Origin of the sequence: Mannheimia bovis (assembly GCF_014541205.1) — a bacterium.
Classification (GTDB): Bacteria; Pseudomonadota; Gammaproteobacteria; order Enterobacterales; family Pasteurellaceae; genus Mannheimia; species Mannheimia bovis.
In genome coordinates this window covers 543,117-558,083 of record NZ_CP061280.1, presented here as the reverse complement: position 1 = coordinate 558,083, position 14,967 = coordinate 543,117, and the positions used below count along the sequence as shown (strand labels likewise).

At 39.6% G+C, this 14,967-nt stretch carries 20 protein-coding genes; 8 read left to right on the top strand and 12 right to left on the bottom strand.

Annotated features, from left to right (window positions below; translation table 11 throughout):
- The first annotated feature begins 203 nt into the window (after window positions 1-203).
- The 8 genes from dapD (at window position 204) to ICJ55_RS02845 (ending at window position 7,831) form a co-directional block, all read left to right on the top strand.
- Window positions 204-1,028: a 2,3,4,5-tetrahydropyridine-2,6-dicarboxylate N-succinyltransferase gene (gene dapD, locus ICJ55_RS02880; RefSeq protein WP_188157240.1), complete on the top strand. Its 825-nt coding sequence runs from the start codon at window positions 204-206 to the stop codon at window positions 1,026-1,028.
- Window positions 1,029-1,086: 58 nt separating this feature from the next.
- Entirely contained in the window at window positions 1,087-1,545 is a 459-nt protein-coding gene (locus ICJ55_RS02875; protein ID WP_188157239.1) for a GNAT family N-acetyltransferase, read from the top strand.
- A 3-nt stretch (window positions 1,546-1,548) separates the two neighbouring features.
- The gene (gene aroQ / locus ICJ55_RS02870) at window positions 1,549-1,989 is read left to right on the top strand and encodes a type II 3-dehydroquinate dehydratase (RefSeq protein WP_025236899.1); all 441 of its coding nucleotides are present in this window, start codon (window positions 1,549-1,551) and stop codon (window positions 1,987-1,989) included.
- Window positions 1,990-2,022: 33 nt separating this feature from the next.
- Window positions 2,023-4,008, top strand: coding sequence for an LTA synthase family protein (locus ICJ55_RS02865; protein WP_188157238.1), 1,986 nt, complete (start codon window positions 2,023-2,025; stop codon window positions 4,006-4,008).
- A gap of 181 nt (window positions 4,009-4,189) precedes the next feature.
- Entirely contained in the window at window positions 4,190-4,660 is a 471-nt protein-coding gene (gene accB / locus ICJ55_RS02860) for an acetyl-CoA carboxylase biotin carboxyl carrier protein (protein WP_188157237.1), read from the top strand.
- A 67-nt stretch (window positions 4,661-4,727) separates the two neighbouring features.
- Complete coding sequence (accC, locus tag ICJ55_RS02855) at window positions 4,728-6,071, top strand: acetyl-CoA carboxylase biotin carboxylase subunit (protein ID WP_188157236.1); 1,344 nt, start codon at window positions 4,728-4,730, stop codon at window positions 6,069-6,071.
- 150 nt (window positions 6,072-6,221) lie between these two features.
- Window positions 6,222-7,418, top strand: coding sequence for a ribosomal protein uL16 3-hydroxylase (locus ICJ55_RS02850; RefSeq protein WP_188157235.1), 1,197 nt, complete (start codon window positions 6,222-6,224; stop codon window positions 7,416-7,418).
- Between the two features lie 80 nt (window positions 7,419-7,498).
- On the top strand, window positions 7,499-7,831 hold the full coding sequence (locus ICJ55_RS02845) for a MazG nucleotide pyrophosphohydrolase domain-containing protein (protein ID WP_188157234.1): 333 nt from the start codon (window positions 7,499-7,501) through the stop codon (window positions 7,829-7,831).
- Between the two features lie 76 nt (window positions 7,832-7,907).
- Here ICJ55_RS02845 and rplS read toward each other — a convergent pair whose 3' ends face one another.
- The 12 genes from rplS to rplO all read right to left on the bottom strand — a co-directional run bounded on the left by rplS (window position 7,908) and on the right by rplO (window position 14,963).
- Window positions 7,908-8,258 (bottom strand): 50S ribosomal protein L19, encoded by a 351-nt coding sequence (rplS, locus tag ICJ55_RS02840; RefSeq protein WP_025236905.1) that lies wholly within the window; start codon window positions 8,256-8,258, stop codon window positions 7,908-7,910.
- Between the two features lie 26 nt (window positions 8,259-8,284).
- Window positions 8,285-9,040, bottom strand: a complete 756-nt coding sequence (gene trmD, locus ICJ55_RS02835) for a tRNA (guanosine(37)-N1)-methyltransferase TrmD (protein WP_188157671.1) — start codon at window positions 9,038-9,040, stop codon at window positions 8,285-8,287.
- Window positions 9,041-9,085: 45 nt separating this feature from the next.
- Complete coding sequence (gene rimM / locus ICJ55_RS02830) at window positions 9,086-9,613, bottom strand: ribosome maturation factor RimM (protein WP_025236907.1); 528 nt, start codon at window positions 9,611-9,613, stop codon at window positions 9,086-9,088.
- Window positions 9,614-9,645: 32 nt separating this feature from the next.
- Complete coding sequence (rpsP, locus tag ICJ55_RS02825; protein WP_005599334.1) at window positions 9,646-9,894, bottom strand: 30S ribosomal protein S16; 249 nt, start codon at window positions 9,892-9,894, stop codon at window positions 9,646-9,648.
- Between the two features lie 178 nt (window positions 9,895-10,072).
- Window positions 10,073-10,459, bottom strand: coding sequence for a 50S ribosomal protein L17 (gene rplQ / locus ICJ55_RS02820; RefSeq protein WP_027073865.1), 387 nt, complete (start codon window positions 10,457-10,459; stop codon window positions 10,073-10,075).
- Window positions 10,460-10,491: 32 nt separating this feature from the next.
- Complete coding sequence (locus tag ICJ55_RS02815; protein ID WP_025236909.1) at window positions 10,492-11,481, bottom strand: DNA-directed RNA polymerase subunit alpha; 990 nt, start codon at window positions 11,479-11,481, stop codon at window positions 10,492-10,494.
- A gap of 30 nt (window positions 11,482-11,511) precedes the next feature.
- Window positions 11,512-12,138, bottom strand: a complete 627-nt coding sequence (gene rpsD, locus ICJ55_RS02810) for a 30S ribosomal protein S4 (protein WP_188157233.1) — start codon at window positions 12,136-12,138, stop codon at window positions 11,512-11,514.
- A 28-nt stretch (window positions 12,139-12,166) separates the two neighbouring features.
- Window positions 12,167-12,556, bottom strand: coding sequence for a 30S ribosomal protein S11 (gene rpsK, locus ICJ55_RS02805; RefSeq protein ID WP_005705959.1), 390 nt, complete (start codon window positions 12,554-12,556; stop codon window positions 12,167-12,169).
- A gap of 16 nt (window positions 12,557-12,572) precedes the next feature.
- Window positions 12,573-12,929: a 30S ribosomal protein S13 gene (gene rpsM, locus ICJ55_RS02800; RefSeq protein WP_005599322.1), complete on the bottom strand. Its 357-nt coding sequence runs from the start codon at window positions 12,927-12,929 to the stop codon at window positions 12,573-12,575.
- A gap of 138 nt (window positions 12,930-13,067) precedes the next feature.
- Window positions 13,068-13,181 (bottom strand): 50S ribosomal protein L36, encoded by a 114-nt coding sequence (gene rpmJ / locus ICJ55_RS02795; protein WP_006250018.1) that lies wholly within the window; start codon window positions 13,179-13,181, stop codon window positions 13,068-13,070.
- A gap of 21 nt (window positions 13,182-13,202) precedes the next feature.
- Window positions 13,203-14,525, bottom strand: coding sequence for a preprotein translocase subunit SecY (secY, locus tag ICJ55_RS02790; RefSeq protein ID WP_188157232.1), 1,323 nt, complete (start codon window positions 14,523-14,525; stop codon window positions 13,203-13,205).
- A gap of 3 nt (window positions 14,526-14,528) precedes the next feature.
- Window positions 14,529-14,963, bottom strand: a complete 435-nt coding sequence (rplO, locus tag ICJ55_RS02785) for a 50S ribosomal protein L15 (RefSeq protein ID WP_188157231.1) — start codon at window positions 14,961-14,963, stop codon at window positions 14,529-14,531.
- Window positions 14,964-14,967: the final 4 nt, after the last annotated feature.

The following is a 14,967-nucleotide window of genomic DNA, read 5'->3' as shown; positions in this document are numbered from 1 at the left end:
TAAGTGTTTTTTTAACTCTTGCAAATCTAACGGAAAAAATGACCGCTTGCAAATAGAAATATTCATTTTTGTGATCTTATTCACATTTTAAAACCCGTCTTTTTTGTTTATTTCGTTTTTTTCTTGTGGAAATAAACCCCTTTCTATGTTAAAAAGTGTGCCGAATTCCCTTTAAATTTTTTAACTTATTAAGGAACACAACAATGTCTTTACAAGCAATTATTGAAGCTGCATTTGAACGCCGTGCGGATATTACCCCTAAAACAGTAGATGCAGAAACCAAAGCTGCTATCGAACAAGTTATCGAAGGCTTAGATAACGGTTCTTTACGTGTCGCTGAAAAAGTAGATGGCGAATGGGTGGTAAATCAGTGGGTGAAAAAAGCGGTATTACTTTCATTCCGTATCGCAGACAACCAAATCATTGATGGTGCAGAAACCAAATTCTACGATAAAGTGCCAACCAAATACGGTAACTACACTGAAGAGCAATTCAAAGCAGACGGCATTCGTGCTGTGCCGGGTGCAGTGGTGCGTAAAGGTTCACACATTGAGAAAAACGTGGTGTTAATGCCATCTTTCGTAAACATCGGTGCATACGTTGGCGAAGGTACAATGGTGGATACTTGGGTAACAGTGGGTTCTTGTGCACAAATCGGTAAAAACGTGCACTTATCAGGTGGCGTGGGCATCGGCGGCGTGTTAGAGCCGTTACAAGCAAACCCAACGATCATCGGCGATAACTGCTTCGTGGGTGCACGTTCTGAAATCGTGGAAGGTGTAATTGTGGAAGATAACTGCGTGATTTCAATGGGCGTATTTATCGGTCAATCTACCAAAATCTACGACCGTGAAACCGGCGAAGTGCATTACGGTCGCGTACCGGCAGGCTCAGTAGTGGTTTCAGGCTCACTTCCATCGAAAGACGGTTCACATAACTTATACTGTGCAGTTATCGTGAAAAAAGTAGATGAGAAAACACTTAGCAAAGTGGGTTTAAACGACTTACTACGCTCTATCGAAGAGTAATCATTTTTCCCTCACTTTGCAAAAGTGAGGGATTTTTTTACCGCTTGTAAGGAAATATATGGCAATAATCGTCCGAAAAATGGCGGAACAAGATACCGATCAAGTTTTCCCTCTAATGCAAAAACTGGCTGAGTTTGAGCATTATATCGATTCATTTGCAATTACACCTGAGGTTGTAGTTGAATCTGGCTTTCGAAAAAATCCGCCTGATTTCTACTGTTTAGTGGCAGAAAATGAAGGCAAGATTGTAGGAATATTAGTCTATTACTTCCTGCCTTATACCGCTCAAAATCGTCCTGCTATTTATATGAAAGAGTTGTATGTTGATGAAACGGCTCGTAATCAAAAAGTGGGCGAAGCATTAATGGAAGCCTTAAAAGCGGAGGCAAAAGCACATCGCTGCACAATAATCAAATGGACAGTTGCCCCTTGGAACGAGGGAAGTATTCGTTTCTATCAACGTTTAGGAGCAACCGAAAATCGTGAATGGTTAAACTACGAATTAAGTGTGGAGTAGGTAATGAAAAAAATCTTACTATTAAACGGTCCAAACCTGAATATGCTTGGCAAGCGTGAGCCTGAAATTTACGGTTCACAAACGTTAGCGGATATTGAAAACCATCTGAAAACTTTAGCCTCATCGCAAGGGGTAGAACTAGATTGCTTCCAAGCAAATGGCGAAGAACCAATCATCAACCGTATTCATCAAGCTTTTCAAAACACCGATTTTATTATTATTAACCCCGGAGCGTTCACTCACACCAGTGTGGCAATTCGTGATGCGTTACTCTCAGTTTCCATTCCGTTTATTGAAGTACATCTTTCTAATGTACATAGTCGCGAACCTTTCCGCCATCACTCCTATCTAAGTGATATAGCAAAAGGCGTTATTTGTGGCTTGGGTATAAAAGGCTATGAATATGCGTTGGATTTTGCAATACAATTCTTAAAACATCACTAAATTACCCAATATTGATAATATAAAGGCACTTTAATGGATAAATTCTCTATTATCTCGTTATCCCTTATTCATCTGGGACTATTTTTTTATTTTGCGATGATTTTTATTATTACGCGAGAAGTAATGATAAGAAAATTTGTGGATAACAATATCCTAAAAGCACCACAAAATAATGAAGCTATCAAAAGAATGAGAAACCTTGGCTTACGTTTTGATTTAAAAATTATTGCATTATTTTTAGCAATACCTTTTTTAATCTCCGCTCTTTGCTCATTTTTCATTTCAGCTCAACCTATTCTTCTAGGTTATGCCGGGTATGTATTGATTATCGGTTTCTTAGTTGTACTTACCGTTATTTGTAATATCTATTATTTTAAAACCTACAATAATTATTATGATGTTTTTATTTTTGGTTTAGTAGAAGAAGATACTCAGGCTGTATTAAAAAATATTCTTGATGATTACCCTGTTTTCGCTATCACTATAATGAGCCTTACGCTAAGCCTAATACCTGCCTATGTGATATATCAGCTGAAAACAACATATTGGGAAGCAAATAACTGGGTAGAAATAGCTCTATTTATAACTATCTTTGTGGCTATGTTTTTTGCAATGAGAGGTACCATAAATTCTAAACCCTTAGGGCGGATTCACGCTCAGATCTCATCATTAACTATTCTAAATAAAATGGTACCTAATGGCATTTTAGCAATTCGTTGGGCATTTCAGGATAGAAAACGTAACGTGAGTTTTAATGCTGTAAATAAATCGGAGGGTGAGCGATTAATCCATGAGGCATTGGGCGAAAAAACTCTCTATTCCCAAACCCCTAGAAACGAATGGCTGGAAAATCATAAACCGAATGTAGTATTAGCAATAATGGAAAGCTTTGGAATAAATGGGCTTATCACTGATAACAAAGAGAGTAATGATTTACTCGGTTCTCTAAGACCTTATTTTGACACAGAATTTATTTTTAAACGGTTTTTATCGTCCTCTGACGGCACAATGAGTTCTTTAGCATCCATTTATTTTCATAGCCCGATACAAGAAGTAACTCAATCTGTTGCTCAAAATTTTAAGCTAAAAACAACACCATTTCTTGTCTATAAAAAGCAAGGATATAAAACGATTTTTATCTCTGCCGGTAATATGATGTGGCGAAACCTTGCAAATTACTTACCTCTTCAAGGTGTCGATGAATTATATGACCAAAATGATTTGATGGATCGATACCCTGAAGCCAAACAGACTCTTTCTTATTGGGGAGTGGCTGATGAATTTGCTTTTAAATTAGCCAATGATTTACTGGAAGAGGCAAAAGAGCCAATCTTTATTAATATTTTGACAATTACCAACCATCCGCCATATAAAGCACCGAATACCTATGTACCGAATAAAGTAAAGCCGCAAGTATTGGAAAATAAATTTGGTGAAAATGAAAATGAACGCCGTAACATTCTAGAAAGTTTCCAATATGCTTGCCATACTTTGGGTAACTTTATCACGGACGTAAAAGCTGGTAGCAAAAAAGACAACACCATTATTGCCGCAACGGGCGATCACCATATTAGAGGAATGAAACATAAATTTCCGGAAGAGATATTTATGTCGCATTCAGTTCCTTTTATTTTGAGCGTACCGACAACTATCAAAGCTCAGTTCAGTATTGACTATTCTCCAACAAAATTAGGATCGCATAAAGATATTATGCCTACCCTTTACCATTTAAGCCTTTCTAATGCGGAATACTTAAACTGCGGAGGGGCAAATTTATTGTCTCAAACTACAGAAGGCTATTTCGCTTACCATCCTCATGTTTGGGCAGATAAATCAGGTGTCGTTGATTTAACTACAGCAGAATTTATCAAATATGAATGGAATGAAGAAAATAACTTTTTCATAAAAGATGTGACGTTAAATCATAATGAACATAACCGAATTCGTGCTTATCAAAATCTCATTAATTGGCAAATTAATTATTTGATCAAAGGATATAGTGAAGAAATACAGTCATAAAAGCTCACAATCCAACTGGTACGATGAATGCAAAAATAGCCAATTTTCGCCAAAATTAGAAGATTTTATTCGCAAAATTAGCGAAATTCGGGTATTCTACGCCTAGATTTTTTTAGCTCTGCATTCTCATTTTATAAATGCAGAGTTCTATTTTTTAATTAATCACATACGGAATCTTATTATGGATATTCGCAAAATCAAAAAACTTATCGAATTAGTTGAAGAATCTGGCATTACTGAATTAGAAGTGTCTGAAGAAGAAGGTACAGTGCGTATTAGCCGTGCCGCACCAGCAGCCGTTGTTGCCCCTACAGTTCAATATGCTGCCGCACCTGTTGCTGCACCTGCTCCTACAGTAGCTCCACAAGCTGTCGCACCAGCCACATTCCCTTCTAATGCCGCGACAGAGCAAGTAAGTGGACACGCTGTACGTTCTCCGATGGTTGGTACGTTCTATCGTAGCCCAAGCCCAGATGCAAAAGCATTTGTGGAAGTAGGTCAAACCGTGAAAATCGGCGATGCACTCTGTATTGTTGAAGCAATGAAAATGATGAATCGCATTGAATCAGATAAAGCAGGTGTAGTTAAAGAAATTTTAGTTAATGATGGCGAGCCGGTTGAGTTCGACCAAAAATTGTTCATCATCGAATAATCTATGTTTGCCCTTATTTTCTAATAGGGGCATCTTTCCAACCAATTCACTTCAAGGGAATCTCCCAATGTTAGAAAAAGTTGTTATTGCAAACCGTGGCGAAATTGCCTTACGCATTTTACGAGCCTGTAAAGAACTAGGCATTAAAACGGTTGCCGTTCACTCAACAGCAGACCGTGAATTAAAGCACGTGCTATTAGCAGATGAGACTATCTGTATTGGTCCTGCACCTTCTGTTAAAAGTTATTTAAATATCCCAATGATTATTGCCGCAGCAGAAGTAACAAATGCAGATGCAATTCACCCGGGTTACGGTTTCTTATCAGAAAATGCTAACTTTGCAGAACAAGTTGAAAAATCAGGTTTTGTGTTTATCGGTCCAACAGCTGACGTAATCCGTTTAATGGGCGATAAAGTATCTGCAATTAATGCGATGAAAAAAGCAGGCGTGCCTTGCGTACCGGGTTCTGATGGTCCAATTGGTACTGATCCGAAGAAAAACAGAGAAATTGCCAGTCGCATTGGCTACCCTGTTATCATCAAAGCCTCCGGCGGTGGCGGCGGTCGTGGTATGCGTGTTGTTCATCACGAGAAAGATTTAGAAGAATCTATCGCTATGACCAAAGCGGAAGCAAAAGCAGCATTCAATAACGATATGGTTTATATGGAGAAATATTTAGAAAATCCACGCCATATTGAAATCCAAGTATTAGCAGACACTCACGGCAATGCTGTTTATTTAGCGGAACGTGATTGCTCAATGCAACGCCGCCACCAAAAAGTGGTAGAAGAAGCACCTGCACCGGGTATTACTGAAGAGTTGCGTAAATTCATTGGTGAACGTTGTGCAAATGCTTGTCGTGAAATCGGCTATCGTGGTGCAGGTACATTCGAGTTCTTATATGAAAACGGCGAGTTCTATTTCATTGAAATGAACACACGTTTACAGGTAGAACACCCTGTTACAGAGATGATCACAGGCGTGGACTTAGTGAAAGAGCAACTGCGTGTTGCAGCCGGTTTACCACTTTCTATTAAACAAGAAGATATTAAAGTGAAAGGACACGCTATTGAGTGTCGTATCAATGCGGAAGATCCTCAGACTTTCTTACCGTCTCCGGGCAAAATTACACGCTTACACGCACCGGGTGGTTTGGGCGTACGTTGGGATTCTCACATTTATTCAGGCTATAGCGTACCACCGCATTATGATTCAATGATTGGTAAGCTAATCACTTTTGCAGAAGATCGTGATATTGCTATTCGCCGTATGGAAAATGCGTTATCTGAAACTATTGTTGATGGAATTAAAACCAATATTCCACTGCACACACAAATTCTTTCTGATACCGAATTCCGCAAAGGTGGCACAAATATCCACTATTTAGAGAAAAAACTCGGTCTTAAATAACCCTCAAAGGCGAACAATGTTCGCCTTTTTCATTATTTTCTTACCCAAAATGTGAATGATTTCGCTAAATCATAAAAAATTTCACGTTTTCTGCGATTTCTCAGGTAGAATATTAAACAAACTAAAGCAACACAATCGCAAGGAGCATTTATGAACATTCCATTCTGCTTACCTGAAAACATTAGCCCTGATACATTTTTGCGTGAATATTGGCAAAAACGCCCTCTTTTAATTCGTAATGGCTTACCTCAAATTGTAGATTTATTTGAGCCGGAAGATATTATGGAATTAGCCTTAGAAGAGGAAGTTACTGCACGCCTTATTCAATGCAAAGGGGATAAATGGTCTGTAAAAGCAAGCCCGATTGTAGAAGAAGATCTACAGAATCTGCCGGAGCAATGGTCTGTGATGGTGCAAAATCTTGAACAGTGGTCGCCAGAACTGGGAGAATTATGGCAAGCCTTCAGCTTTATCCCACAATGGCAACGTGATGATATTATGGTGTCCTGCTCGCCATTAGGTGGCACTGTAGGAAAACATTATGATGAATACGATGTTTTCCTCGTTCAAGGCTATGGACAACGCCGTTGGCAGCTTGGCAAATGGTGCGATCCAAGCACAGAATTTAAACCAAATCAGCCTATCCGTATTTTTGATGATATGGGTGAATTAGTATTGGACGAAGTAATGAACCCTGGTGATGTGCTTTATGTGCCGTCCAGAATGGCTCATTACGGCGTATCAGAAAGCGATCAAGGCTTAACCTTCTCGTTTGGTTTACGTTATCCGAATGCAACGGATTTATTAGAAAACCTCTGTAAAACTATTGAGCAGCAAGCAGATACGATTAATTCATCGGAATTTTATATCCCATTCCGTTTAAATCCGAATGAGCAACCTAGTGCATTACTTGATCCGAAAACAGTTAAAACCTTTAAACATTATTTAATCGATCTACTACAAAATTCCGATCAATTTGACGATCTGCTTACTCATAGTGTTGCAACAGCCGTAAGCTCACGCCGCTATGAATTGTTACAAACAGATAATGAATATTATCCGGATGAAGTGCAAGAAGTGTTAGAAGCAGGTGGTTGGTTACAACAAGATACAAATGTAAAAATTCTTTATACTGAAAGCCCTCAACGTGTTTATGTGAATGGTGAATGGATTGATGAGCTAAATGAAGCAGAGATCGCATTACTTATTCGTATCGCAAATGGCGATTCAATTTCGTGGAATAAGCTCGCCTCCAAAGTGCAAGATCAAGCTGAACTGGAGCTCATTCTAGACACCATCTGCGATTGGTTAGACAGCGGTTGGATTATTTTATCTGAAGCAGAGTAACAGCTAAAATCTTACAAGCGGTTAAATTTGCAAAAAAATTTGTAAATTGAACCGCTTATTCATTTGAATAAGGAATAAAAATGCAAATTGAACAATATCAGCAATGGGTTCGACAATTCTATCAACAACAAGGGTGGTATGAACGCAACCCTTTTATGCGAATGACTTATCTGACAGAAGAAATCGGCGAGGTTGCCTGTGCAGTAAGAGCCATTGAAATCGGGCGTGAGCGACCTGATGAAAGCGAAGCCTCCCACCAACAGAAACGGGAAAATTTGATCGAAGAGCTAGGCGATGTAATGGATAATCTATTTGTACTTGCCGATAAATACGGCATCTCAATGACAGAAGTGGTTGAACGTCATCAAGCAAAATTTGAGAAACGTTATTTGCAAAAGAATGTGGAAAAATGACCGCTTGTCATCATCAAAAACAAAAGCCTTGAGTTTCCTCAAGGCTTTTGTGCATTTCACACTGCGTTGTAGCAAATTAGTCGCCAAGACGCTCTTTGATACGTGCAGATTTACCAGAACGCTCACGTAAGTAGTAAAGTTTAGCTTTACGTACCGCACCTTTACGTTTAACAGCAATGCTATCAATTACCGGTGAGTGAGTTTGGAATGTACGCTCAACGCCTACGCCGTTTGAAACTTTACGTAGTGTGAATGCAGAGTGCAAGCCACGGTTACGAATTGCAATAACCACGCCTTCGAACGCTTGCAAACGTTTTTTACTACCTTCTACTACCCATACCTTAACTTCTAATGTATCACCTGGACGGAAGCTAGGTAAATTTTGTTTTAACTGTTCTTGTTCAAGTTGTTTGATGATGTTACTCATTTTAAAAACCTTCTATAATCCTAGAATTAACTGATTTTGTGTTGTTTTTTAATTTGATTCAACAACACTCTCTGTTCGTCAGTCAGAGCTAGGCTATCCAATAGCTCAGGGCGTCTTAACCACGTTCGTTCAAGCGATTGTTGTAACCGCCATTTGCGAATTTGCTCGTGGTGTCCCGACATCAGCACTTCTGGGACAGGCATACCGTCTAACACTTCAGGGCGGGTGTAATGTGGGCAATCTAATAAACCTTCTGCGAAAGAATCTTCTAACGCCGAAGCCTGTTTGCCTAATACACCGGGAACAAACCTTGCAACAGCATCAATTAATGTCATTGCAGGCAGTTCTCCCCCTGTCAGTACGTAATCTCCGATTGACCATTCCTCATCAACTTCAGTTTGAATCAATCTCTCATCAACCCCTTCATATCGTCCACAGATTAAAATCAGTTTCTGATTTGAAGCTAACGTTTGCACGCCGGCTTGATCAAGTTTACGACCTTGCGGTGAAAGGTAAATTACTTTAGCCTCTACACCGTCTGCTGCTCTGGCTGCCTCTTTAGCTGCGTGAATTGCATCACGTAAAGGCTGAACCATCATTAACATTCCCGGACCACCACCGTAAGGGCGATCATCCACGGTTTTATGTTTATCTAATGTGAAATCGCGAGGATTCCAACATTCTATTTGCAGCAGATTTTGTTTAACTGCACGTCCTGTTACCCCAAAATCGGTGATTGCTTTAAACATTTCAGGGAATAGTGAAATGATACCAATCCACATCATTAATGCCTCAAATGCTTTTAAAAGCTAACCGCATACCTGAGGTTAGAAACCAGCATCCCACTCCACCGTAATGGTTTTGGTGGCGAGATCTACTCTTTTAACTACTTGTTCGTATAAGAACGGAATTAATCGTTCTTGTTTACCAAAAGCATCTTTGCTGTTTGCACGCACCACTAACACATCGTTTGAGCCTGTTTCCATCATTTCAGTAACAGTTCCCATTGTGTAGCCTTCCAAGTTTACTACTGTACAACCGATTAAATCGTGCCAATAGTAATCCCCCTCTTCCAATTCAGGAAACACAGATAAATCCACACCAATTTCGGCATTAGTTAATAACTGTGCAGCTTCACGGTCTTCTGTACCCTTTAATTTCACAATCAAATCATTGCTGTGATAACGCCAAGCTTCGAGCTCGACTGGCTGCCATTGCCCTTTGATTTTTAAGAACCACGGCTGATAGTCGAAAATACTTTCAGATTGTTCTGTTGATGAATAGAGGCGTAACCAGCCACGGATCCCATAGGTTGAACCTAATTTCCCGACAACTTCAATTTTTTGCTCGCTCATACTCACCTACTTATTTAATTTTGGCTTAACAATTAAGCTGCTTTGCGAGCTTCTTTAACTAAAGAAGCAACACGGTCTGATAAATCAGCACCTTTAGCAACCCAAGCATCTACTTTAGCCACATCTAAACGTAAACGTTCAGCTTGACCTGCTGCTAATGGGTTGAAGAAACCGATACGCTCGATAAAGCGACCATCACGAGGTGAACGGCTGTCCGCTACCACGATTTGGTAAAATGGGCGTTTTTTAGCTCCGCCACGAGTTAAACGAATGGTTACCATAACCTTTCCTCTAAATGTTGATAGTAAAAAATAAACCCTCGTTCGAGGTGAGGGTAACGAACTTGCTTCAAAACAGAAAACAAGCGGTCAAATTATACAGATTTTTTGCAAAAAAACAAGTTTAGATAAAATAAAACCCCGATATAACATCGGGGTTTTAAGTTCAAACTTAATTAGATTATTCCGCTGCTGCTTCTGCTGCAACTTCCGGACGATCTACTAACTCAATGTATGCCATTGGTGCATTATCGCCTGCACGGAAACCACATTTTAAGATGCGGGTGTAACCACCAGCACGATTTGCAAAACGTGGACCTAATTCATTGAATAATTTAGCAACTGTATCAACGTTGCGTGTACGGGCAAAAGCTAAACGGCGATTTGCAACGCTGTCTGCTTTAGCTAAAGTAATTAACGGCTCAACTACACGACGTAACTCTTTTGCTTTTGGTAAAGTTGTCTTGATGATTTCGTGTTCAACTAGAGAACTTGCCATATTGCGGAACATCGCTTGGCGATGGCTGCTGTTACGGTTTAATTGACGTCCACTCTTACGATGGCGCATAACCTATTCCTTCTTAGAAAATCTATACCTAACTAGTCTTCTGCAATGCTTGCAGGCGGCCAGTTTTCAAGGCGCATACCGAGTGATAAGCCACGTGAAGCAAGAACATCTTTAATCTCTGTAAGAGACTTTTTACCCAAATTAGGGGTTTTTAGTAATTCTACTTCTGTACGTTGTACTAAATCACCGATATAGTGAATTGTCTCTGCTTTCAAACAGTTAGCAGAACGAACTGTCAGCTCTAAGTCATCTACCGGACGAAGAAGAATCGGATCGAATTCCGGTTTTTCTTCTTTCACTTCAGGCTGACGAACATCACGCAAATCAACGAATGCAGCAAGTTGTTCTGCTAAAATCGTTGCAGCACGACGGATAGCTTCTTCTGGATCTAATGTACCATTAGTTTCCATCTCAATGACGAGTTTATCTAAGTCTGTACGTTGTTCAACACGAGCAGCTTCAACATTGTAAGCAATGCGATCTACCGGACTAAAACGTGCATCTACCAATAAACGACCAATTGGACGGTCATCGTTTTGAGTATGAAGACGTGCTGATGCAGGCACATAACCACGACCACGTTGCACACGAATACGCATACTAATTGATGCATTCTTATCTGTTAAATTACAGATAACGTGATCAGGATTTACGATTTCCACATCACCATCGTGTGTGATGTCGGCTGCAGTTACAGGGCCAATTCCAGATTTATTGAGTGTCAAAATAATATCATCTTTATTTTGCACTTTTACCGCTAGACCTTTGAGGTTTAATAATACCTCAAGAATATCTTCCTGAACGCCTTCTTTGCTGCTGTATTCGTGTAATACACCATCAATTTCAACTTCAGTAACTGCACAACCCGGCATAGATGAAAGTAAAATGCGGCGAAGTGCATTGCCTAATGTATGGCCAAAACCACGTTCTAACGGCTCTAATGTCACTTTAGCTCGAGTTGAACTAATTTGTTCAATATTCACTAAGTGCGGCTTTAAAAATTCTGTCACAGAACCCTGCATTTTTTCCTCTCTTTGCGGTTAAGCTAACTATTATTTAGAGTAAAGCTCAACAATCAGATGTTCATTAATATCTGCTGATAGATCTGAACGCTCTGGACGACGTTTAAATACGCCTTCCATTTTAGTTGCATCAACTTCTAACCAAGTTGGTTTCTCACGTTGAGTTGCTAACTCTAATGATGCCTTAATACGTGCTTGTTTTTTCGATTTTTCACGAACAGCAACAACATCATCAACAGAAACCTGGAATGAAGGAATGTTTACTACACGACCGTTTACTACGATTGATTTGTGGCTAACAAGCTGACGTGCTTCTGCACGAGTTGCAGCAAAACCCATACGATAAACTACGTTATCTAAACGACCTTCTAATAATACTAATAAGTTTTCACCGGTATTACCTTTTAAGCGGTTTGCTTCAGTATAATAGTTACGGAATTGACGCTCTAAGATACCATAGATACGGCGAACTTTTTGTTTTTCACGTAACTGACTACCGTAGTCAGATAAACGTGGCTTGCGAGCACCGTGTTGACCAGGAGCCACATCAAGTCTATTTCTACATTTTGATTCAATCGCACGAACGCCCGATTTTAAGAATAAATCAGTACTTTCACGACGGCTTAGCTTGAGCTTAGGACCCAAATATCTTGCCATTTTCTTTCTCCAATGATTCTAACGTCAATTATACGCGACGTTTTTTCGGTGGACGACAACCGTTATGAGGAATCGGAGTCACATCAGTAATGTTCGTGATACGGAAACCCGCAGCATTTAATGCACGGATTGTTGATTCACGACCTGGACCCGGACCTTTAACCATAACTTCCAAATTCTTTAAACCAAACTCTTTAACCATTTCCGCACAACGCTCTGCAGCAACTTGAGCAGCGAATGGAGTTGATTTACGAGAACCACGGAAACCTGAACCACCAGCAGTTGCCCAAGCAAGAGCATTACCTTGACGGTCAGTAATAGTAACGATTGTGTTATTGAAAGATGCGTGGATATGAGCGACGCCATCTGCAATCTGTTTTTTAACGCGCTTACGTGCGCGAACTGGTGTTTTAGCCATTATTTATCTACTCCGACTATTTTTTGATCGGTTTGCGTGGACCTTTACGGGTACGCGCATTAGTCTTAGTACGTTGACCACGTACCGGTAAACTACGACGATGACGTAAACCACGGTAGCAACCTAAGTCTAAAAGACGTTTGATGCTTAAAGTTACTTCACGACGTAAATCACCTTCGACAGTAAATTTACCAACTTCTTCACGCAGTTTTTCAATCTGCTCTTCAGACAATTCTCTGATCTTTACATCTTCAGCAATACCCGTTGCAGCACAGATGGCTTTAGCACGAGTTTTACCGATACCGTAAATTGCAGTTAATGCGATTACAGTGTGTTTTTGATCAGGAATGTTAATGCCTGCAATACGGGCCACTATGCACTCCTATTATTTAAGTTTATTGATATACTGATCTTGAAAAGCCCGTTTCAGGATACTCAAACAGTATATCAGGACGAATGAGCTGAGCAGTATAACTGCTCAGCGGGTTCTTTGCAAGAAATATGCGTAAAATTAACCTTGACGTTGTTTGTGTTTAGGATCGCTACAAATTACACGAACCACACCTTCACGCTTGATAACTTTACAATTACGGCACATTCTTTTAACTGAAGCACGAACTTTCATTGCTTATCCTTTGTTAAGGGCTTATTGACCTAAGCCTTTTAAGTTAGCTTTCTTCAACACAGAATCATATTGTTGAGACATTAAATGACTCTGAACCTGTGCGATGAAATCCATAATAACAACCACTACAATCAGTAAAGAAGTCCCACCTAATTGGAATGGAACTTTCCACAATGATGTAATGATGTAAGGAACCAAACAAACAAAAGCAATATATAACGCACCGATTAAGGTTAAACGTGTCATTACTTTATCAATATAACGAGATGTTTGTTCGCCTGGTCGATAACCTGGTACAAACGCACCTGATTTCTTAAGATTATCCGCTGTATCACGAGGATTATATTGCATTCCTGTATAGAAGAACGCAAAGAAAATTACTGCCATTGTAAATAATACAACATACAATGGTTGTCCTGGCTGTAATAGCTGTGAAAGATTAAATAACCACTCAAAACCTTCGCTCTGTCCAAACCACTGCGTAATACTTGCAGGGAATAAAATAATACTGGAGGCAAAAATTGCCGGTATCACACCTGCCATATTAACTTTAAGTGGTAAGTGAGAAGATCTTGCAGGTGCCATCATTCTACCTTGCTGACGGCTTGCATAATTCACAACTATTCTTCTTTGTCCACGTTCAACAAAAACAACAAAATAAGTTACTGCAAATGCAATTATAGCTACCAGTAATAAAACAATGAAAGATAACTCACCTTGGCGAGCTTGTTCAATTGTTTGTCCAATAGTTCCTGGGAGATCCGCAACAATACCTGCAAAAATAATCAATGAAATACCGTTTCCGATACCACGCTCAGTGATTTGTTCACCTAGCCACATTAAGAACATTGTTCCTGTCACTAAGCTGATTACAGATGTTACGTAGAATAAGATACTTGGATTAGGAACTAATCCTTGCACCATATTCGGCAGGGCTAATGAAATACCAATAGACTGAATAAATGCTAATAGTAATGTACCATAGCGGGTATATTTACTAATTTTTCTGCGCCCAGATTCACCTTCTTTCTTTAATTCAGCTAGAGGTGGGTGAATAGCTGTCAATAATTGAATAATAATTGAAGCAGAAATATAGGGCATAATACCCAAAGCAAATATAGATGCTCGGCTTAAAGCACCACCAGAGAACATATTGAACATATCAATGATGGTGCCTTGCTGTTGTCGAATTAATTCAGATAATACAGAAGCATCAATGCCAGGAACAGGTATAAAAGAACCGATACGGAAAACGATTAACGCACCTAAAACAAATAACAATCTTGATTTAAGCTCGCCAGTCCCTTTTTGTGTACTACCTTGGTACCCTGGTTGCTTTGCCATCTATTATTCCTCGATAGAACCGCCAGCAGCTTCGATAGCAGCTTTAGCACCTTTAGTTACACGTAAGCCTTTAACTACAACTGCTTTATCAATTTCACCTGCTAAAATTACTTTAGCTGATAAAATATCTTTAGTAATAATATTAGCTGCTTTTAACGCTTCTAAAGTTACTTCGTTACCATCTACTTTAGCTAAGTCGTTTAAACGAATTTCAGCTACATGGAATGATTTTAGTGATGTAAAACCAAATTTTGGTAAACGACGGTATAAAGGCATTTGACCACCCTCGAAACCACGACGAACGCGTCCGCCTGAACGAGATTTTTGACCTTTATGACCACGACCACCAGTTTTACCTAAACCAGAACCAATACCGCGACCTAAACGTTTTCCACTGTGCTTAGCACCTTCAGCTGGAGAAAGAGAATTTAAACGCATTCTA